The sequence below is a fragment of the Rhodococcus sp. Leaf247 genome, assembly GCF_001426185.1.
Taxonomy (GTDB): Bacteria; Actinomycetota; Actinomycetes; order Mycobacteriales; family Mycobacteriaceae; genus Rhodococcoides.
This window is the reverse complement of sequence record NZ_LMRP01000001.1, coordinates 927189-947172: the sequence shown is the minus strand read 5'-3', so window position 1 is coordinate 947172 and position 19984 is coordinate 927189. Positions and strand designations below refer to the sequence as shown.

At 68.2% G+C, this 19984-nt stretch carries 20 protein-coding genes and 1 riboswitch; of the genes, 5 read left to right on the top strand and 15 right to left on the bottom strand.

Going from position 1 to position 19984, the window contains the following annotated elements; translation table 11 throughout:
• Window positions 1-81: 81 nt before the first annotated feature.
• Window positions 82-966, top strand: coding sequence for an oxidoreductase (locus ASG64_RS04445; RefSeq protein ID WP_056070370.1), 885 nt, complete (start codon window positions 82-84; stop codon window positions 964-966).
• Window positions 967-969: 3 nt separating this feature from the next.
• Here ASG64_RS04445 and ASG64_RS04440 read toward each other — a convergent pair whose 3' ends face one another.
• From ASG64_RS04440 to ASG64_RS04430, 4 genes are all read right to left on the bottom strand, one after another.
• Window positions 970-1392 carry an organic hydroperoxide resistance protein gene (locus ASG64_RS04440; protein WP_056070367.1) on the bottom strand — a complete coding sequence of 141 codons (423 nt, stop codon included), beginning with the start codon at window positions 1390-1392 and terminating at the stop codon, window positions 970-972.
• A 27-nt stretch (window positions 1393-1419) separates the two neighbouring features.
• Window positions 1420-1851, bottom strand: a complete 432-nt coding sequence (locus ASG64_RS04435; protein WP_042573856.1) for a MarR family winged helix-turn-helix transcriptional regulator — start codon at window positions 1849-1851, stop codon at window positions 1420-1422.
• A 78-nt stretch (window positions 1852-1929) separates the two neighbouring features.
• The gene (locus ASG64_RS21755; RefSeq protein ID WP_156388251.1) at window positions 1930-2088 is read right to left on the bottom strand and encodes a hypothetical protein; all 159 of its coding nucleotides are present in this window, start codon (window positions 2086-2088) and stop codon (window positions 1930-1932) included.
• Window positions 2089-2155: 67 nt separating this feature from the next.
• Entirely contained in the window at window positions 2156-2950 is a 795-nt protein-coding gene (locus ASG64_RS04430; protein ID WP_056070363.1) for a DUF1206 domain-containing protein, read from the bottom strand.
• A gap of 200 nt (window positions 2951-3150) precedes the next feature.
• On the opposite strand from ASG64_RS04430, the gene ASG64_RS04425 reads away from it, so the two are divergent.
• Window positions 3151-4233 (top strand): 3-deoxy-7-phosphoheptulonate synthase, encoded by a 1083-nt coding sequence (locus ASG64_RS04425; protein ID WP_200933440.1) that lies wholly within the window; start codon window positions 3151-3153, stop codon window positions 4231-4233.
• On the opposite strand, the gene ASG64_RS04420 is transcribed toward ASG64_RS04425, so the two are convergent.
• The gene (locus ASG64_RS04420; RefSeq protein WP_056070362.1) at window positions 4199-4828 is read right to left on the bottom strand and encodes an alpha-ketoglutarate-dependent dioxygenase AlkB; all 630 of its coding nucleotides are present in this window, start codon (window positions 4826-4828) and stop codon (window positions 4199-4201) included. The genes ASG64_RS04425 and ASG64_RS04420 overlap by 35 nt on opposite strands.
• Window positions 4829-4868: 40 nt before the next feature.
• Window positions 4869-6074: a PucR family transcriptional regulator gene (locus ASG64_RS04415; protein ID WP_056070359.1), complete on the bottom strand. Its 1206-nt coding sequence runs from the start codon at window positions 6072-6074 to the stop codon at window positions 4869-4871.
• A 126-nt stretch (window positions 6075-6200) separates the two neighbouring features.
• On the opposite strand from ASG64_RS04415, the gene ASG64_RS04410 reads away from it, so the two are divergent.
• Together ASG64_RS04410 and ASG64_RS04405 are read left to right on the top strand one after the other, a co-directional pair.
• Window positions 6201-7937 (top strand): aldehyde dehydrogenase family protein, encoded by a 1737-nt coding sequence (locus tag ASG64_RS04410; protein ID WP_056070355.1) that lies wholly within the window; start codon window positions 6201-6203, stop codon window positions 7935-7937.
• A gap of 1 nt (window position 7938) precedes the next feature.
• The gene (locus tag ASG64_RS04405) at window positions 7939-9531 is read left to right on the top strand and encodes a GMC family oxidoreductase (RefSeq protein WP_056070351.1); all 1593 of its coding nucleotides are present in this window, start codon (window positions 7939-7941) and stop codon (window positions 9529-9531) included.
• Here the strand turns inward: ASG64_RS04405 and ASG64_RS04400 are convergent.
• The 5 genes from ASG64_RS04400 to ASG64_RS04380 all read right to left on the bottom strand — a co-directional run bounded on the left by ASG64_RS04400 (window position 9520) and on the right by ASG64_RS04380 (window position 16498).
• Window positions 9520-10569, bottom strand: coding sequence for an AraC family transcriptional regulator (locus ASG64_RS04400; protein WP_056070349.1), 1050 nt, complete (start codon window positions 10567-10569; stop codon window positions 9520-9522). The genes ASG64_RS04405 and ASG64_RS04400 overlap by 12 nt on opposite strands.
• Entirely contained in the window at window positions 10566-11771 is a 1206-nt protein-coding gene (locus ASG64_RS04395) for a pyridoxal phosphate-dependent aminotransferase (RefSeq protein ID WP_056070345.1), read from the bottom strand. The genes ASG64_RS04400 and ASG64_RS04395 overlap by 4 nt, the downstream gene beginning before the upstream one ends.
• Window positions 11772-11793: 22 nt before the next feature.
• Window positions 11794-12477 (bottom strand): DUF3239 domain-containing protein, encoded by a 684-nt coding sequence (locus ASG64_RS04390; RefSeq protein ID WP_056070342.1) that lies wholly within the window; start codon window positions 12475-12477, stop codon window positions 11794-11796.
• 1 nt (window position 12478) lies between these two features.
• On the bottom strand, window positions 12479-14134 hold the full coding sequence (locus ASG64_RS04385; protein ID WP_042573912.1) for a DNA repair helicase XPB: 1656 nt from the start codon (window positions 14132-14134) through the stop codon (window positions 12479-12481).
• Window positions 14135-14212: 78 nt separating this feature from the next.
• Window positions 14213-16498 (bottom strand): helicase-associated domain-containing protein, encoded by a 2286-nt coding sequence (locus ASG64_RS04380; protein WP_056070339.1) that lies wholly within the window; start codon window positions 16496-16498, stop codon window positions 14213-14215.
• Window positions 16499-16580: 82 nt separating this feature from the next.
• Here ASG64_RS04380 and ASG64_RS04375 point away from each other — a divergent pair, with 82 nt between their 5' ends.
• A complete protein-coding gene (locus tag ASG64_RS04375) occupies window positions 16581-16772 on the top strand; it encodes a hypothetical protein (RefSeq protein ID WP_042573846.1) in 192 nt (63 codons plus the stop codon).
• Between the two features lie 60 nt (window positions 16773-16832).
• Here the strand turns inward: ASG64_RS04375 and ASG64_RS04370 are convergent, their stop codons facing one another.
• From ASG64_RS04370 to ASG64_RS04355, 4 genes are all read right to left on the bottom strand, one after another.
• Entirely contained in the window at window positions 16833-17420 is a 588-nt protein-coding gene (locus ASG64_RS04370) for a transglycosylase family protein (protein WP_042573845.1), read from the bottom strand.
• 8 nt (window positions 17421-17428) lie between these two features.
• Window positions 17429-17635: riboswitch (cyclic di-AMP (ydaO/yuaA leader) on the bottom strand.
• Between the two features lie 166 nt (window positions 17636-17801).
• On the bottom strand, window positions 17802-19088 hold the full coding sequence (locus tag ASG64_RS04365; RefSeq protein WP_056070336.1) for a glycosyltransferase 87 family protein: 1287 nt from the start codon (window positions 19086-19088) through the stop codon (window positions 17802-17804).
• A 91-nt stretch (window positions 19089-19179) separates the two neighbouring features.
• Window positions 19180-19593 (bottom strand): YccF domain-containing protein, encoded by a 414-nt coding sequence (locus ASG64_RS04360; protein ID WP_056070333.1) that lies wholly within the window; start codon window positions 19591-19593, stop codon window positions 19180-19182.
• Window positions 19594-19621: 28 nt separating this feature from the next.
• Window positions 19622-19840, bottom strand: coding sequence for a hypothetical protein (locus ASG64_RS04355; RefSeq protein ID WP_442970471.1), 219 nt, complete (start codon window positions 19838-19840; stop codon window positions 19622-19624).
• Window positions 19841-19984 lie beyond the last annotated feature (144 nt).

The window sequence follows — 19984 nt, the reverse complement described above, 5'->3', positions numbered from 1 at the left end:
GTCAAGTAAAGCGCGTGCGCGTCAGTAGTGTCGTGTCGCACGAGCAGGATCGGCGACGAGCAACTCTCTGGGGGATGAACGATGGCAACGAAAACACGTAGATGGGCCGAGACCGACATCGCGGATCAATCCGGTCGGACCTTCGTCGTCACGGGGGCGAACAGCGGGCTCGGCGCCGAGGCGGCCAAGGCTCTGGGGCGGGCCGGCGCGAATGTCGTCCTCGCGTGCCGGACGGTCGAGAAGGCCGCGCCGATCGCAGCCGAGATCGGAGAGAACGCGCACGTCCGTCGACTCGATCTGGCGGACCTGAGCTCGGTGCGGGAGTTCGCGGAGAACACCCCCGAGGTCGACGTGCTGATCAACAACGCCGGGGTGATGGCGTTGCCGCACAAGAAGACTGCCGACGGGTTCGAGATGCAGTTCGGCACGAACCACCTCGGCCATTTCGCCCTCACCGGTCTGTTGCTGGACAGGATCACCGACCGGGTGGTCACCATGTCGAGCTTCATGCACCAGGTGCCGGGGCTGAAGGTGTCGGACCCGAACTACGAGAACCGTCGCTACAGCCGATGGGGTGCGTACGGGCAGTCCAAGCTGTCCAACCTCATCTTCGCCTACGAGCTGGACCGACGTCTGCGTGCGGCAGGATCACCGCTGAAGTCGTTCGCGGCCCATCCCGGATACTCGTCGACCGAACTGCAGGGGCGCACCGAGTCGTTCCAGGACGCCGTCATGTCGATCGGCCGGTTGTTCGCGCAGTCGGCGTACATGGGCAGCCTGCCCGAGCTGTACGCAGCCACCGAGCCCGGACTCGACTCGGGTGGGTACTACGGCCCGGACGGCTTCCAGGAGCTCAGCGGCTATCCGAAGAAGGTGGGCTCGAACAAGGCGTCTCACGACGAGAAAACTGCCCGTGAGCTCTGGGACAAGTCCGTCGAGCTCACGGGCGTGACGTACCCGATCTAGTGCTCAGTCGTCGCTGACGGTGATCTGGACGTCGATGTTTCCGCGGGTGGCGTTGCTGTAGGGGCAAACCTCGTGGGCCTTGTCCGCGAGGGCCTGCGCCGTGTCGTGGTCGAGGTTGGGCAGGGTCACCTCGAGGACGACGGCGAGCTGGAAGCCGCCGGCGTCGTTCGGGCCGATGCTCACCTTCGCGCCGACGGACGAGTCGGAGACGTCGGCCTTCTGCTGGCCGGCGACCATGCGCAGTGCGGAGTGGTAGCAGGCTGCGTACCCGACAGCGAAGAGCTGCTCGGGATTGGTGCCCTTGCCGTTGCCGCCCATCTCGGTCGGGATCGACAGGTCGACGTCGACCTTGCCGTCGGTGGTGCGTCCGTGGCCGTCGCGGCCTTCTCCGGTGGCGAGTGCCTCGGCGGTGTACAGGGTCTTCATGAGTAGGCCTTTCTGTTGCGGGTGAGTTCAGGAGTGGCGGAGTGCGGCCGTCGTCTTGCGGACGAGGGCGACGAGCGTGGTGGCTTCGTCGGCGGTCAGCCCCGACGCGGTGAAGATGCACTCCGGTATGGATCGCGCACGGTCACGCAGAGCGTGGCCGGCATCGGTCAGGCGGATCTCGACGCGACGCTCGTCGTCGGGGGACCGTTCCCTGGTGATCACGCCGATCGTCTCGATCCTCTTGAGCAGCGGTGACAGGGTCCCGGAGTCCAGGTCCAGACGTGCTCCGAGTTCGGAGACGCCCAAGCCGTCCTGTTCCCACAGCGCCAGGAGGACGAGGTACTGGGGGTAGGTGACGCCGAGATCGTCGAGCAGCGGCCGGTAGACCGCCGTGGTGGCGCGCGACGCCGAGTAGAGGGCGAAGCACAGCTGCTTGTCGAGAGCCAGTGTGTCGTTCACTCCCCGAACAGTAGTGCACAACTAGATTGTGCACAACCTTTCTCTCCTGCGAAAAGCCGCAGTGGTGCTCGACGGCGGTCAGCGCGCGAAGAGGAACATCGCGAGAGTGCGGAGGATGCCCGGGTAGGCGTCGTCCGTCGGACGCGACGGCGTGGTGAGCGGGGTGGTGGGCACCGATGGGTAGTGACCCTCGGTAACGGGTGCCGTGGAGGTTTTCGGAGCGTGCAGCAAACTCATACCCCGTAGTGTGCACTACGTCGCTGGTAAAAGGCTGTGAACGGCCCACGGGTTCGCCGAATAACTCTTACATCTTGGCGTGACGCGCGAGCACGAAGGCGTACACGCCGTACAGCGCGAGACCGAGTCCGGCCAGGACGAGGAGTACCTGCCCGAACGGCTGCGATCCCAGGGTCTTGAGAGCTCCGTCCAGTCCGGTGGCCTTGCTCGGGTCGGCAGTCAGCACCGCGACGGCCACCAGCACACCCGCGCCGGTGAGCACCAGGCCCTTGGCCGAGTAGCCGGCCACACCGATCGCCCGGACCGGCCGTCCCACCCCGCCCTGCAGATCGTCCGTGAAGTTCGTGGAAACACCCTTGTAGACGTGGTAGATGCCGACGGCGACGATGACCACGGCGGCCACGATCAGCACGACCTTGCCGATGCCGGACTCCATCAACCGCGCGGTGATACCCGCGTTCTGCTGCCCGCTCGACTTCCCGGATCCGCTGGCGAAGGTGAAGGCCGACCAGGCGAAGGCAAGGTAGACCACGGCCAGAGACGCCGCTTTGAGGCGGTCGGTCACACCTCCGGAATCGGCGTCGGACTTCTTGCCGACGCTCGCCTCGACCGCGCGCCACGCGGCGAGCGCCACGAACGCCACGACGGCGATCCACAGCACGACAGCGCCGCCCGGACGCGAGGCGAGCTCGCCGAGTGCGCCCGACTGGTCGGCGTTCCCGCCGCCGCCCAGGGCGAGTCGCACGGTGATGTACCCGATCAGGAGATGGACGACTCCGCTGCCGAGATGACCTGCCCGTGCGGCCTTCTCGAAGCCGGGACTGCGTTGTATCCGGTCACCTGTGGATCTCGCGTCAGACATCGACGTATCGTCCCACGTTCGCTGTCCGCTACAGTGCAGATGTGCAGCGAGCATATTTTTGGTTCAGCAGGCCGGCCCTCGGTGGTCCGGTCAGCGGAACCATGCGCTGACCAACCCCACCCGACGAGCCGGCAGGACCGGCTCGCGTGGAAGTGCGTTCGTCGGTCGTGCCGGGTCACCCGAGCCCGACGAGGACAATCATCGTGACTCTTGCACTGGACACCGCGCCCGATCAGATCCTGACGGGCCCACTCCTCTCACCTCGTGAGCTTCGCTCTGCCGTGCCGTCGTCGCCGTTCGCGCCCGCTCGCGTCGCCGACAGTCGTGCCGAACTGCGCCGCATCCTTGCCGGCGACGACGATCGCATCGCCGTCGTCGTGGGGCCCTGCTCGATTCACGACCCGGCTGCGGCGATGGACTACGCGCAGCGTCTCGCCGTCCTGTCGGGGGAGTTGGCCGACCGGATACAGGTGATCATGCGGGTGTACTTCGAGAAGCCGCGCACCACGGTCGGGTGGAAAGGGCTGCTCTCCGACCCTCGTCTCGACGGGTCGGACGATCTGGACGGCGGCCTCCGTGCTGCGCGCCGGATCCTCGCGGACATCGTCGACGCCGGTCTGCCGGCGGCGACGGAGTTCCTGGACCCGATGATCTCCGGTCACCTGTCGGACCTGGTGACGTACGGGGCGATCGGGGCGAGAACGGCGTCCTCCCAGGTGCATCGGCAGATGGTGAGCGGCCTGCCGATGCCGGTGGGCATCAAGAACGGCACCGACGGCGACGTCCAGGTGGCTGTCGACGGAATCAGGTCCGCGTCGTCGGCGCACGTGTTCCCCGGTGTCGACGACGACGGCCGAGTCGCCATCGTGCGTACCGACGGAAACCCCGATTCCCACGTGATCCTGCGCGGCGGCACAGCAGGACCGAATTACGATGCGGCCTCGGTTGCCGACGCGACGCGGCGCCTCGAGCTCGCCGGTCGGCCGGGTCGGGTGGTCGTCGACGTCAGCCACGGCAACAGCGCCAAGGATCATCGTCGGCAGAACGTGGTCCTGGGTGATATCGCCGACCGAGTGGCGGCCGGTGACCGCGCCGTCGTCGGCGTCATGATCGAGAGCTTCCTCGTCGAGGGCCGCCAGGATCTTCTCTCCGGACGCGATGCCGACCTGACCTACGGCCAGTCGGTGACCGACGCGTGCATCGGATGGGACGACACGGCCACGGCACTGCACGCGCTCGCCGACGCGGTCAGCGCACGCCGTGGGGCCGGAACTGAACGCTGATGCGAGGACCGGTCGGTCGTGCGGTCTTGGGGATGCTGTGTTCCCAGGTCCGCTGGCACGAACCGCCCATGACGATCAGATCACCGTGTCCGAGTGCGTGTCTCACCGACGGACCACCGCCGCGCGGTCGCAGCAGCAGCGACCGCGCGGCGCCGAAGGACACGATGGCGACCATCGTGTCCTCGCGGGCGCCGCGCCCGATGTCGTCCCCGTGCCACGCGACGCTGTCCTTGCCGTCCCGGTAGAAGCAGAGCCCGGCCGTCGCGAAGTCCTCGCCGAGTTCTGCTCGGTAGTGCCGACTCAACGCGTCTCCGGCCTCGACCAGAGCGGGTGACGGGAGCCGTGCCGGGTCGGGGTAGAACGAGATCAGCCGCGGCACGTCGACCACCCGGTCGTACATCGGACGACGCTCGGCGCGCCACGGAACGTCCTCGACCAGGGTGTCGAACAGTGTGTCCGATCCTCGGACCCACCCCGGCAGTACGTCGATCCACGCCCCGTCCGTCAGCGTCGTCCGCCTGATGTCCGACAGCGGGCCGAGTGACGGTCCGTCCGCGGCATCGTCGAACAGGGACGCCTGAAGTGCGTAACTCATCGAGCCATTCTAGCGCGGAGTCGAACGCATGTTCTAGTGGTCAGCGCAGACCGGCGAGTTCGGCGGCGCGGAGTCCGACGTACAACTCGGCGGCCTGGGCGGGGTCGGTGTGATCGCGCCCGGTCAGCTCGTGGATCCGGCGGAGCCGGTAGAGCACCGTGTTGCGGTGATAGTGCAGCGCGTCGGCCGCCGCCGTGGTGGATCCGCCCGAGGCGAACCAGGCATCGAGAGTGTCGAGAAGACTCACGCGGTCGTCGACCGCGGACGTGGCCAGCGGTCCGAGTATCTGACGGGCAGCCAGGGCGGCCGCGTCGGGCGTCGTGACCAGCAGGAGTGGAATCGGGGACGCGTCGTAGCGGATCACCCGCGCGCTCCCCGCCGGAGCGCATCGTCGGGCGCTGCGAGCCTGGGCCACGGCGACCGGAGTCGCGAGCGATCGGTGGAAGTACGTGCCGACACCGACCCTGGTGCCGTACAGGGCGCCGAGGGTCTCGACGGCACGATCCAGGGCCGCATCCGACGATCCGACCAGTAGGCCCAGGTGGCCGTCCGCGTCGGTGTCCCACACCGAGTCGACACCGGCAGCGAGCACGGCGTCGCGGGCGCGACCGGACAGCGCGCCACGCTCGAGCGATGTCTCCGCCGAGACCACGGTGAAGTGCCCGGAGTCGGGGATACGGAACGTCCGCAAGGCGTCGAGCAGCGACGACGGGTCGGACGAGGCCTCATCGAACAGGGCTCGGAGGACTCGGCGGCGTGCGTCCGCGTCGTCCAGCGCCAGGCGGTCCGCGGCATCCCGGTAGGCGTCGGCGGCGGCGTCCGAGTACGTGTCCACCATCGCCCAGACGTCCGTCGCCATGGCGAGCAGCACCTCCGGAGTGCGACCGGCGGCTGTCACGGTGAGTTCCTGCCAGATCAACCGCCCGCCGAGACGGAACGCGTGCAGCAGCGCTGCGAGCGGGACTCCGTTCTCGGCTTTGATGCGACCGGCTGCTCGTGCGGGCTCCAGATCGCCGGTATCGCCGGAGGCCAGAGCGTCGAGCATGGATCGGAGATTGCCGGTGCACACCGTGTCCAGCTGATCGCGCGTCAGCGACGTCGAGTCGAGGTAGGACTGCTCGACCGTCAGGATGTCGGCGACGAGCCGGTCGCTGAGCTCACCCACATGGGCTCGTAGCTGCGACGCGAGCGACTCCGAGGTCAGAGGCGCGGCGCCGGTCGGGCGAGTGACCACGGGTGTCGACATTCCTCGACCCTACGGGCCGCGTGTAACGGGCGCCACACCCTTACTGTGCGCGGGCACAATGCGCCGCGGTCAGGCACCGGCGCGTGCCTATGGTCACCGCATGTAGTGCACGTCACAATCGAACCTATGACCACAGGCGAATTGTCCTCGAGCACCACCGACTCACCCACCTTTCCCGACGTCGACACCGCCCTGACCGATCTCGCGCAGGGCGAGACGGTGTGGGGTCGCACCTCGCTCGCCGACCGCGCACGACTTCTCGACGAGGTCAGCGCACTGACGGCGAAGCACGCCCAGGCGTGGGTCGACGCCGCTGCCGTATTCAAGAAGCTCCCCGCGTCGTCACCGTTGATGGGCGAGGAATGGTTGTCGGGTCCGTACTCGGTGATCACCGCATGCGGCGTGCTCGCGCAGAGCATCCGTCAGCTCGACGCCGGCCGCAGTCCGTTGACGGGCGTCGATCTGGGCACTGCTCCCGGTGGTCGCACCACCGTGAAGGTGCTGCCCTCCAACATCTTCGACACCTTGCTGCTCAACGGGTTCAGCGCCGAGGTGTGGCTCGAGCCGGGAGTCGACGCGGACACGGCCAGGAAGAACGCCGGTCTGGCGCAACGTGATCCGGCCACCACCGGAGGCATCGGTGTCGTGCTCGGCGCCGGCAACATCACGTCCATCGCACCGCTCGACACCCTGTACGAACTCGTCGCCCACAATCGGGTCGTGGCACTCAAGCTCAACCCGGTCACCGATCCGATGGCACCGGTGCTGCGTGCGGCCTTCGCGCCGCTCATCGACATCGGTGCGGTCCGCATCCTGACCGGCGGTCCCGATGTCGGGTCCTACCTGGTGCGTCACGACGGTGTCGCGCATGTCCACATGACCGGCAGCTCGCTGACGCACGACGCCATCGTGTTCGGGACGGGGGAGGAGGGCGCGGCTCGCAAGAAGGCGAACACCCCCGTCCTCGACGTGCCCATCTCGAGCGAGCTCGGCGGCGTCTCGCCCGTCATCGTGCTTCCCGGCGACTGGTCGGACGCGGACATCGCGTTCCAGGCCGAGCACGTGGTCACCCAGCGCCTGCACAACGGCGGATACAACTGTGTCGCAGCGCAGGTCGTCGTCATCTCCTCCGAGTGGGACAAGCGGGACAAGTTCCTGGCGGCGCTGCGCAAGGCCCTTCACGACGCCCCCGGCCGCGACGCCTACTACCCGGGCAGCGCTACCCGTGTCGCCGGGGCTCGGGCGGATTACCCCGGCGCGCAGTCGCTCGGACCTGCCGGCGAGCGCACCCTCGTCAGTGATCTGGACCCGGACCGCTACCGCGCGCTGCTCACCACCGAGTACTTCGCGCCTGTCCTCGGTGTCATCGAGATCCCCTACAGCGGTGAGCGATACGTCTCCGAGGCGGTGCGCATGGCCAACGAGGAGTTCGTCGGGACACTCGGAGTCAACATCATCGCCCACCCCGCCACGCTGTCGGCGATGGGCCGCGGTGTGGACACGATGATCGAGAGCCTCCGCTACGGAACCGTTGCATTGAACGCGTGGACCGGAGTCGGATTCCTGACCGCGGCCGCGACCTGGGGTGCGTTCCCGGGGCACACCCTGGACGACGTCCAGAGCGGAATCGGTGTGGTGCACAACGCTCTCCTGATCGACCGGCCCGAGCGCACCGTCGTCCGCGGACCGTTCCGGCCGTCGCCGCGCTCCATCCTCAAGGGCGAGATGACTCTGTCCCCGAAGCCGCCGTGGTTCGTCACCAACCGCACGGCAGCCACCACGGCGAAGCGCTTCACGGCCTTCGCGGCGGCACCGTCCTGGAAAGCTCTGCCCGCCATCTTCGCATCCGCTCTGAGAGGCTGACATGCCCGAGATCACCACCGACTACGTCGTCGTCGGCGCAGGTTCCGCCGGCTGCGTCGTCGCCAACCGCCTGAGCGCGTCGTCCGCCAACGACGTCGTCGTCCTCGAGGCGGGGCCCGAGGACAAGGACAAGTTCGTCCACATCCCGGCCGGCTTCTCCAAGTTGTTCCGCTCCGAGATGGACTGGGACTACGACACCGAACCGCAGGCGGAACTGGCGGGCCGCAGGATCTTCTGGCCGCGCGGGAAGATGCTCGGCGGCTCGTCGTCGATGAACGCCATGATGTGGGTGCGCGGATTCGCCGCCGACTACGACGACTGGGCCGAGGCAGCCGGGCAGAACTGGTCGTTCGACAGCGTCGTCGAGACCTTCCGACGGATCGAGAACCTGGAAGGTGCCACGGAATCCGACGAGGGGACGGGTGGGCCCCTGCACGTGTCCAAGCAGCGGAGTCCTCGCAAGATCACCGCTGCGTACCTGGAAGCCGCTGCAGCGCTGGGATTGTCGACCGAGCGCGCCAACCTGCCGGCGCCCAAGGGCATGACCGAGACCATGGTCACCCAGAAGCGCGGCGCCCGCTGGAGTTGCGCCGATGCGTACCTTCGACCGGCGATGTCACGTCCCAACCTGACGGTGGTGACGGAGGCGCAGGCGACGCGCGTGCTGTTCGAGGGTACACGCGCCGTCGGCGTCGAGTACTCGAAGGACGGTGCGCTGCACACCGTTCGAGCGAGGGTGGAGGTGATCCTGTCCGGAGGCGCCATCAACACTCCCCAGCTGCTGATGCTCTCCGGTATCGGTAATCCCGAGCACCTGGCCGAGCACCGCATCGACGTGGTGCACGCGGCACCGGAGGTCGGCGAGAACCTGATGGACCACCTGGTGTCCGCGTTGGGATACGGCGTGCAGTCCGACACCCTGTTCACGGCCGAGAAGATTCCGGAGTTGATCAACTATCTTGCGCGGCGTCGCGGCATGCTGACCTCGAACGTCGGTGAGGCGTACGGGTTCGTGCGCAGCCGCGACTCCCTCGATCTCCCGGATCTCGAGCTGCTGTTCGCGCCCGCTCCGTTCTTCGACGAGGGACTGATCCCGGCCGATTCCCACGCGGCCATTCTCGGGTCGATCCTGCTCAAGCCGGAGAGCCGTGGGCGCATCTCGCTACGGTCGTCGCAGCCGCTGGACAAGGCCGTCGTGGATCCGCGGTACCTGTCCGACGCCGACGGCATCGACCGTGCCGCCATGCTCAGCGGGCTCCGCTACTGCGCGGACATCGCGCAGACCGAGCCTCTGAAGTCACGGCTGGGGGAGATGGTCCGGCCGGTCCTGCGGCACAGCGAGGCCCTCGACGAGGCGCTGACCGAATCGCTGGACACCATGTCGCACACGCTGTATCACCCGGTGGGCACCTGCCGGATGGGGTCGGATGCGAACTCGGTGGTCGACCCCGAACTCCGGGTCCGCGGCGTGTCCGGACTCCGGGTCGCCGACGCGTCGGTGATGCCCACGATCATCCGGGGCCACACGCACGCGCCGTCGGTGCTCATCGGAGAGAAGGCATCGGAGATGATCCTGAGCGCGTCACGCGTGTGAGCGATAGGAACCGGGGGTCACTCCGGTCCACCGCTTGAAGGCGCGGCGGAACGCGCTGGGCTCGGAGAAGCCGAGGCGGGTCGAGATCTCCTCGGCCGTCTCGCCCCGTTCGAGCCCGGCCACCGCCGCGTCCCGGAGCACCTCGTCGCGGAGTTCCCCCAGCGACGTGCCTTCCTGGCGGAGGAGTCGACGCAGGTGCGGAACGCTGATGGACAGCATCGCGGCGATGTCGGTGGTGGTCGACGCCCTGCCCATCGCCCCCAGAGCAAGCGCGCGTCGCACCACGCTCGCAGCGCTGGACCCGTAGTCCCGCTCGGAGAACAGGCGGTTGGGCGACTCGCGCAGGTACTCCTCGAGCGATTCCTCGGTCTGCACCAACGGCGACGCCATGATGGCGTCGTCGAACTCGAGGGCGGCGACGTCGCTGCCGAATCTCACGTGCACCCCGAAGATGTCGTCGTACACGCGAGGCGACGGCTGCGCGGGCTCGGGGAACGGCATCTCCACGGACAGAAGCTTCAGGCGACGGCCGATGAGCCACGCCGAGAAGCGATGCCACAGGATCAGCAGGAACTCGATCTGGATCCGACGTGCCGCTGCCGCCACCTCGGGGGAGAGCTGACCGTCCAACATCGTCGGGGTGTCGGTGAGTTCGAGTCGAGCGCGGCCGCCCCCGCGCATCAGCACGCCGCGAGGCACGCCGGGAAACGCTCGCCCCACGTCGACCATGCGCTCGAGCGCACTGCCGAGGTCCGGGCGATGGATCATCGTCAGGCTGAGTGCGCGGAACGTACCGCGTCGCACCGGCGCGGACCCCAGGCCCATCAGCTCGTCCCCGGTCATCTGCCACAACGCGCGCGTCAACCGGGTCACCTGATCGGTGGTGAGGCGGGCGCCCGGGCGGGACAGCACGTGCGGGTCGATGTCGGCCTCGCGCAGACACGCCGTCAGATCGAGCCCTGTCTCGCGGGCCAGTGACACGGCAGTGCGGACGAACTCGACGGAAATGGTCGGAGACGCCGGACTCTCGCTCGTCATGCCGTGTCGGTGAGACGAGCCAGACGGGCGGCTGCCTCGGCGAGAACCTCGTCCTGCTTGCAGAACGCGAAGCGCACCAACGTGTTCCACCCCTCGCGGTGGTCGACGAAGGCGTCCACCGGCACCCCGACCACTCCGATACGTTCGGGCAGCGCACGGCAGAACGCGTCGGCGTCGTGCTCACCGAGCGGGGCGATGTCCGCACACACGAAGTACGTTCCCTCGCTGCGCTTGACGCCCAGGCCGGCGTCGGACAGGGCTGTCGAGAGCACATCCCGTTTGGTCTGAAGCCCCGCGCGGAGGGAGTCGACCCACGCGCTCTCGTGTTCGAGTGCGTGCGCCACCGCCGGCTGGAACGGTGCGCCGCCCACGAAGGTCAGGAACTGCTTGGCGGTCTTGACCGCCGCGATCAACGGTGCGGGCCCACAGGCCCATCCGGTCTTCCAGCCGGTGGCGTTGAAGGTCTTCGCGGCGCTCGAGACGGTGATGGTCCGCTCGGCCATTCCGTCGAACGTCGCCAGGGGGGTGTGCACGGCGTCGTCGAAGACCAGCCGTTCGTACACCTCGTCCGTCAGCACCAGCAGATCGTGCTCGCACGCGACCTCGGCGATCGCGGCGAGTTCCTGTGTCGTGAAGACGGTTCCGGTGGGATTGTGCGGAGAATTGACGACGATCATCCGCGTGTCCGGCCCCACCGACGCGCGAAGGGCATCGAGGTCGAGGGCGAAGCGGTCACCGTCGACGACCAGCGGGACCGTGCGTCGTCGCGCGCCGGCCAGGGCTACCGCGGCGGCGTACGAGTCGTAGTACGGCTCGATCAGCAGCACCTCGTCGCCCGCCTCGACAAGTCCGAGCATCGCGGCACTGACGGCCTCGGTGGCTCCCACGGTCACCAGGATCTCCGAGTCCGGGTCGTACTGCGTGCCGTACCGCCGCGCGCGGTCGCCGGCGATCGCGTCGCGCAGTACTTTCATGCCCGGGCCCGGCGGGTACTGGTTCAGGCCGGAGGCAATGGCCTCCTGCGCCACCTCGAGCATGCGTGCGGGCCCGTCGGTGTCGGGAAACCCCTGACCGAGATTGACCGCGTCGTGCGTGGCGGCCAGTGCCGTCATCTCGGCGAAGATGGTCGAGCCGAACGGACGAAGGCGGGCCACCGTCGGGATATCGCGCTCGTTCACAGCCTCACCATCGGTCACGGACATGGACAAAGCCTAGCGGCCGGGGTCAGCCCTGGTCGGGACGGAGCAGTTCCTCGGGGAGATCGTGCGGGTCGATGAGAATCTGGTTGTTCTCCGCCGTTCGCACCTTCTCCGACAGGGACAGGTTCTTGCGCAGCAACTTCCACTCCACCGAGTCGATGGCTTCTATCGCGGTCCGCAGAACCGTGCGGTCGCGGGTGCCCCACGCGATGGGCATGGGGCTGACCATCTGCCAGGTCTCGGAGATCGACTTGGTACTGCGATCGGTGAGGACGGCGACCGACGGAACGCGTTCACCTTCGGTCAACGTGTGCCCGGGTAGGGCGCGGACGTTGCGCACGACGAGGGCGTAGTGCGGCACGGCCGTGTCCGGCTTCGCCACGTCGATCAACGCGAGAATGGTGGCGCCGCGCGGACGTGTCTCCGACACCATCGCCGGCACCAGGGCACTGTTCGCATAAAGGTCGTCGATCGACCCCACCTTGCGCGGAGCCCAGACCGACACCCAGAGCGAGATGACGGCGGCGACGGCGAGGACGGCGCCGAGGATGTAGGACCACGGGTGCTGCAGAACGAAGAGCCAGGCTGCCCCCGCTCCCAGGACGATCGCGAAGACGACGGACGACAGCTGCAGTCGCCGAACGTCTCCGAGCGTTTCGTTGACCGACTTCGCATGGGAGCGGTCGACCGGGAATTCGAAGCGTCTCATGTCAGATCGCCGGTCCCAGCAGGTCGTCGGCATCGGTGATGCGGTAGGCATAGCCCTGCTCGGCGAGGAACCGCTGGCGATGCGCCGCGTACTCCGCGTCCAGGGTGTCCCGGGAGACGACCGAGTAGAAATGCGCCTGTCCACCATCGTGTTTCGGGCGGAGCAGCCGGCCGAGGCGCTGGGCCTCCTCCTGGCGGGAGCCGAACGTTCCCGACACCTGGACGGCGACGGAGGCTTCGGGGAGGTCGATGGAGAAGTTGGCCACCTTGCTCACCACCAGCGTCTTGATCTCGCCGCGTCGGAACGCGTCGAACAACAACTCGCGCTCCTTGTTCTTGGTCGATCCCTGGATCACCGGGGCGTCGAGAGCGGCACCCAACTCGTCGAGCTGGTCGAGGTACGCACCGATGACCAGCGTCGGCGAATCCTGGTGCTTGGACAGGATCGACTTCACGACTGCGATCTTGGTGTGGGCGGTGGAGCAGAGCTTGTAGCGCTCCTCTGGTTCGGCGACGGCGTAGGACATCCTCTCGGCGTCCGTCAGCGTCACCCGGACCTCGATGCACTCCGCCGGGGCGATCCACCCTTGCGCCTCGATGTCCTTCCACGGCGCGTCGTACCGCTTGGGGCCGATGAGGGAGAACACGTCACCTTCCCGGCCGTCTTCGCGGACCAGGGTCGCGGTGAGCCCGAGGCGGCGACGGGACTGCAGGTCGGCCGTCATGCGGAACACCGGCGCGGGGAGCAGGTGCACCTCGTCGTAGATCACCAACCCCCAGTCGCGCGAGTCGAAGAGCTCGAGATGCTTGTACTCACCCTTGGTGCGCCGGGTGATCACCTGGTACGTCGCGATGGTGACCGGACGGATTTCCTTGCGCTCACCCGAGTACTCACCGATCTCTTCCTCGGTGAGCGTCGTGCGGGCGATCAGTTCACGCTTCCACTGACGGCCGGCGACCGTGTTGGTGACCAGGATCAGCGTGGTCGCGCCGGCCTTGGCCATCGCGGCCGCCCCGACCATCGTCTTGCCCGCACCACAGGGGAGGACCACCACGCCGGAACCACCGGCCCAGAACGAATCCGTGGCCATCTGCTGGTAGTCGCGCAGCTCCCAGTGGCCACCCGAGAAGTCGAGATCGATGGGGTGGGCCTCACCGTCGACGTACCCGGCGAGGTCCTCGGCGGGCCAGCCGACCTTGAGCAGCATCTGCTTGAGGCGGCCGCGCTCGCTGGGGTGCACCAGCACCGTGTCGTCGTCGACCTGTGCGCCGAGCATGGGCGCGATCTTCTTGTGGCGCATGATCTCGGTCAGCACGGCGCGGTCGAGGCTGACGAGCGACAGGCCGTGCACCGGCGACTTCACCAGCTGCAACCGGCCGTAGCGGGCCATCGTGTCGACGATGTCGACGAGCAACGGCTGCGGTACCGCGTACCGGGAGAAGGTGACCAACGCGTCGACGACCTGCTCCGCGTCGTGACCGGCGGCGCGTGCGTTCCACAGGGCCAGCGGGGTGATGCGGTAGGTGTGGACGTGTTCGGGCGCGCGCTCGAGTTCGGCGAACGGAGCGATGGCCGCGCGGGCCTGCGACGCGAGGTCGTGGTCGACCTCGAGCAGCAGGGTCTTGTCGGACTGGACGATCAACGGTCCGTCGGTCACGGGTGTCTCCTCACGCACCCCGTGTGGACGAGTCCGGGGCGCAACCAGTCCATTGTGCCCTCTGCGTACGACAGGGCCTCACCCCAGCAGAGCAACCGACGTGATGCGGTGCAGGGTGAAGTGACGCATGACACCGGCATCGGCGTCCCACGCGTCCAGTTGGCCGCCGCCCACGCCGACCGGTTCCACGACGCGATTGCTCGACACTCCCGCGGCATCGACGTATCCGATGCTGATCGGGGACCGGGAGACCGCGGCACGTTGCAGCAGAGCGATCGTGGCGGCTCCGGACGCGCGGGTGCCGTCCGAGCGCACCCGTTCGCGTTCCGAGCGCCGGACGTCCCCGGCCTTCGTTCCCGCACGCATCTCCGACACCAGGCGGCCCAACTGCTCGTCTGTCGGCACGGCGGGCGTCCGGTACGGCGACCGACCCCGCCGCGGGACCACCCTGGCGCCGCGCTCGCGCACGTCGACGATGGTGCCGGACGAATCCTCGCCGGCCGGCGCGAACCCGGCGGTACGCAATCCGGCGAGAACGTCGGCCAGCGGGGCCTGCGACACCGCGACCGTCGGGGCGAGTGCGCGCAACGCCAGAGCCTCGGCCGCGGGGGAGGAGAGGACCTCGGCGAGCAGGGCCGGGTCCTCGCACCGCACGAAGGAGGACGCGACACCGGCCCGCAGCCGGCCGTGACGACGCGCGACGTCGTCGATGAGGTAGGTCAGCGCCTGGGGGACCGGAGTGCGCGAGTGCACGCCGAACAGCGAGTGGATCTCCGCCGCGGTGGATCCGCCGTCGAGCGCGCGGCGGAGGGTCTTCTCGTCGACGCGGTACATCGTCGCGGCACCTGCCGATTCGATGTCCGCCACCGCGGCCATCCGCTGGGCCAGTTCGGGAGTCAGCGGGCCGGGAGCCACCACGGTCAGGTCCGCCTGGACCAGGACGTAGTCGATGGGGTCCGGGAGGACCCGGTTCATCGCGGCTGCCGCCGTGTCCGGATCCGACAGCAGGGCCCGGCCGGGAGTCGACAGCGCACCGCGTCCGACGATGCCGAGCGTCGTCGCCTCGGCGAGATAGCGCGAGACCGGGCCGACACCGAGTCGACCGGCCAGGCGAGGCCGTCGCCACGTGGCGATACGGACCACGTCCTCGGTGGCGGCTGCGCGACCGGACGGGAGGTCCGCGAGCACCGACAGCACGACGCGTCGGTCGCGGGGGGCGGCTGCGGACCTCGCCTCGTCGGACAGCGCCGCGATCGGCTTGTCGTTCGAGTCCCGCATCCCGATGAGCCACGGCACGCGCGCGAGGTCCAGCCATCCGCCCGCCAGCGCAGCCCAGCGGCGGTCCGGGCCGGCCGTGAGCCATGCGTCGGCTGTCGGTGTGGGGGCCCAGAGGTCGTCGATGTCGCCGGCGGGGCCCGAGTCCGGCAGGCCGACGGCGACGAGTCCGGCAGCGGACAGCAACTCCAGCAGCAGACCGACCCGCGCCTCGTCGAGGTCGGTCGACTTCCCGATGCGCCGGATCTCCCGCACACCCAGTCCGCCCGCCTTGAGCGCGGGGGCAGGTGTCCGGCCGAGCGCGGCGAGGATGTTCTCGCTCTGCCGCAGCAGCTCGAGTGCTTCGCCGGCCGCGGCGGCGTCGACGTCGGCGACCTTGACCTGCTGGGTCGACGGAGTCGGAGGCGTGAGCGCGAGCGGGTCGGTCACGGGCTCGCCGCGCAGCGTCTGGGACACCTGCGGCGGAAGTTCGACGGTGTTGTCGTCCAGCCAGGTCAGGAGCCCGGAGGCCAACAGTTGCTGCACCGGCCGGTCCGCCGGGGTGCCCGGCGCCGCGTCGCGTGTGCGTCCTATCGACGACGAGCGCGTCAGCGTGGTCAACAGGTCACGACTGCGGTCGTCGACGGCCGCGAGCTTGTCGGCCACCACCTCGGCGGTCAACCCGGAATCGGCGTCGAGGAATCTGCCGACGCGCCAGGGGACCGCGTCCCGCGCCGCGGCCACCATCGTCAGCGACGTCGTTCCCCGGATCAGGGCGCGGGTGCGCAGCAGGGCCAGTGCCGCGTCGACGGCCTTCTTCGTCGCGCGCTTGTCCACCAGCTCGTCGAGGCGGCTCCGCGGTACCGGGTCCGTGTCGCCGCCTTCGTGAGCGAGCAGTTCGAGGACCGTGAGGCACAGAGTGTCCAGGTCCTCCGCGGCACGCAGCACCGACGCCCGCTGGTGGGATCTGCCGGCGAGCACGTCGAGGGTGGGAGGCGGCGGGATGGTCAGGTCCGGCCGCAGACGCAGCAGTTCGGCCAGTTCGTCGTCGCTTCGGGAGGACAGCCACTCGGTGAGTGAGTCCGCCCGATCGCCCTCGTTGTCGGTCATCGCCGTCAAGCCTAGAGACTTCGGTGGCGGCGACTGCAGACCAGGACTGGCAGACGTGCCCTTCGTAATGGTGAAATGAAGCATGGCGAACAAAGAGAAGAAGCGATACGTCGATCCGGGCTGGCCTCACAGTGCTGACGACGACGACCATCCCGTGACGGAACTGGCGTCCGCTCGCGCCGGCAGTCTGTCGCCGTACGGCGAGGAGACCGAGTTTCCGTTGCCGGCCGAGTCACTTCCGTACGCACATCCGCATACGGTCATCAACCGCTGACCCGGACGACGAGAAGGGCCCCACCGCATGCGGTGGGGCCCTTCTCGTACGAGTGGAGCGTCAGCGAGGCAGGAGATCCTGGTTCGCGGCGATGAAGCTCGCGATCTGGGGGTCTCCGGCTGCGGCCTGGACGAATCCGAGGATCGCCGGGTCGTTGGTGAAGTTCTGGACGACCTGGGTCAGTCCCTGTACGGCCTGCTCGGTCGACGGGATGCTCGTCAGATCGGGGAGTGCCGGTGCGGTGGGCGCCGTGGTCGCCGGTGCGTCGCGCTGCGTCGGGCCGCTGCTCAGTCCGAGCTGCGAGGAGCAGGACGGCCATGCGCCCCAACCCTGCGACTCGAGCACGCGCTCGGCGACGACGATCTGCTCTTCGCGGCTGGCCTGGTTCGCGGTGGCCGCGTACTCGCCGCCGCCGTGGCTGGTCCACGTGCTCGGGGAGAACTGCAGTCCGCCCTGGAACCCGTTGCCGGTGTTGATGCCCCAGTTGCCGCCGGCCTCGCACTGCGAGAGACGGTCCCAGTCGGAATCGGGGGCTGCGTTGGCCGTGCCGCTGAATGCGAGACCTGCGGTGCCGACCAGTGCGCCGGTGACGGCGACCTTGGCGACGGTCTTGCCCGTGGTGCTCGGCTTGCGATGACGTCCGCTCATAAGGGTAGAAATCCTCTCCACACGCGCCTGCGAGGTCAGCTGTCGGATTCGGGCTGAGAGGTAGCCCGGCCTCGGTGCGCTCCTGGCTGGAGCGGAGAGGCTTCACCCCTAGGTCGACTGCTCGGGGCCCGGTGGGGCGCCGCGAGAGCCGGCCGGATATCTACGAAGGACGTGTGGGTCCCCCGCCCTCGTCCCTGATCATGTCTGTGAGGGATGTCCGGTACCCGCGGGACGAGGTTTGGCGCGGCGGGCCGAACGTCGGCCGAACTTCCGGCCGAAGGGGACACTATTACGAATCGGGCACAGATGTCACTGTTCGATAACTTCGCCTGGTGTACGCGTCGCATCGCCGTTGTGACGTGTCGCAACGGGTATCCGCAGCTAGGACGGGGAGGACGTGTTGACTACCGCGTCGTCACCCGTTCGTGACCGCTTCGTTATGTGGCGGAAGTCACATGTGCGCAGGATCACGGCCACCACCACGATCACCACGACGCCGGTGGTCGGATACACCGTCTGAAGTGCGACGGCCTCGAGTCGGTTGGACGGCGGGAGCATGAACGTGCCGATGGCGTAGACGTTGTCGGGTGCCACCCAGAACCACGCGATCTGGGGAAGGCTGGCCAGCAACGGCAGCAACCAGGCGACGGGATTGCTCGCCCGGAGAGCGACGTCCATGCACACGATCAGCAGCGGCAGGAGCCACACCCAGTGATGCCCCCACGAGAACGGGGACACCAGAGGTGCCGTCAGCCCGCAGACGATCAGTCCGAGCAGCGGAAGTCCCTTGCGGTGCGCAGCCGCCGCGACGAGCAGGCCTGCCACACCGACAGCGCCGGCGATCACGACCCACAGCAGGACCGGCGCTTCGTCGAGGCCGAACCACCGGGGGATCGAGGCGCGCAGAGACTGGTTCGCGCCCGAGCCGATGTCGCCGATCCGGGACGAGTCGGAGATGGCTCCGAACCAGTACGTGACCGCGTCGGAAAAGAGCACGACGAATCCCAGGACGACGCTCACGGCGGCGGTGACTGCTCCGATCAGGAGGGCCTTCCACTGCCGCGTCAACGCGAGATGGATCAGGAACAGGCCCGGAGTCATCTTGATTCCGGTGGCGATGCCGACTCCGATGCCGCGGAGCCTGCTTCCCTCGGGGCGGGTCAGATCCCACAGCACGAGGGCCAGCAGCACCAGATTGATCTGGCCGAGCCAGATCGTCATACGGATCGGCTCGAGCCAGGTGAAGATCACCGACAACGAGAGGCAGACGATGCGCAGGCTGCGGTCGTCGCGAAAGCCGAGGAACAGCCAGCAGGACCGGACGATGAAGTAGAGCAGGACGATGTTGCCCAGCCAGAACAGCAGGTGCGTCGTCGTGGTGGACATCACCCCGAGGGGGGCGAACACGAGAGCTGCGAACGGGGGATAGGTGAAGGGCAGCTCGCCGACGAGATTCCCTGCGTACAGCGGTTCGGGGCCCAGCACCGTGGCGCCGCCCGCGCGGTAGACGAGCGCGTCGATTCCGAACTGGAAGAGGCCGAACTTCGGGACGTCGAACGGGATCAGCCGGTCGTGCGCGAACACCGCGATCGCGGCGCCGAGGACCGTGAGCGCGACGAAGATCCTATGTGATCCGAAGGTGCGGTCGTCGGATTTCCTCAGTATCACGCACAGGATCGTAGACCGAAAGGGAGCCGACAGCCGGTCAGGGCACGCCGAAACGCGACCGCTCGTTACGGTTGGTGGGTTTTCGAGGTGGTCAGTACCGCATCGGTGCGGGCGCTCCGACGACGCCCACCGCGTCCGAATCGACGATGTCCTTGCCCAGCGGCATCAGCGACACCGGAATCATCTTCAGGTTCGCCAGGGCCAGGGGGATCCCGACGATGGTGATCGCCATGGCGATCGCGGTGAGGACGTGCCCGATCGCGAGCCAGATGCCCGCCACGATGATCCAGACGACGTTGCCGATCATCGAACCGAGGCCGGCCGTGGGTTTGTCGACGACGGTCCGGCCGAAGGGCCACAGCGCGTAGACGCCGATCCGGAAGGCTGCGATCCCGAACGGGATGGTGACGATCAGGATGCAGCACACGATCCCGGCGAGGAAGTACCCCAGCGCCAGCCACAGGCCGCCGAAAACGAACCAGATGATGTTCAGCAGCAGTCGCATGTGACCAGTATGCCCGGTTCGCCCGCGGTCAGCGCCGGACGCGTCGACCGCTCCGCAAGGCGTGGACGAGGCCCAGCAGGAATCCGAACGGGCACAGCATCGCCGAGAGGTAGAGCCACAGGCCGGGGGGCGTGTCCGACAGGAGCAGCACCAGGAACATGACGACGATCGCGAGCAGACCGAGGCCGAAGCTGATCAACGCAGCAGCGAGCAGAGGCGGCATGGAGGTGCGCGAGGAGTCGGTCACGGTGGCCAGTTTAGTCGGACCGGCGTCGGCGCCGAGAAACTCCGGTGCCCGCACGTTCCGGTGCGGAGTAGCATTTCGAGTTGTCGCGTCCAGAAGCCGACCGAGCAGTGCAGTCGGCGACCCGGGCGCGATTATTCGTGTGAG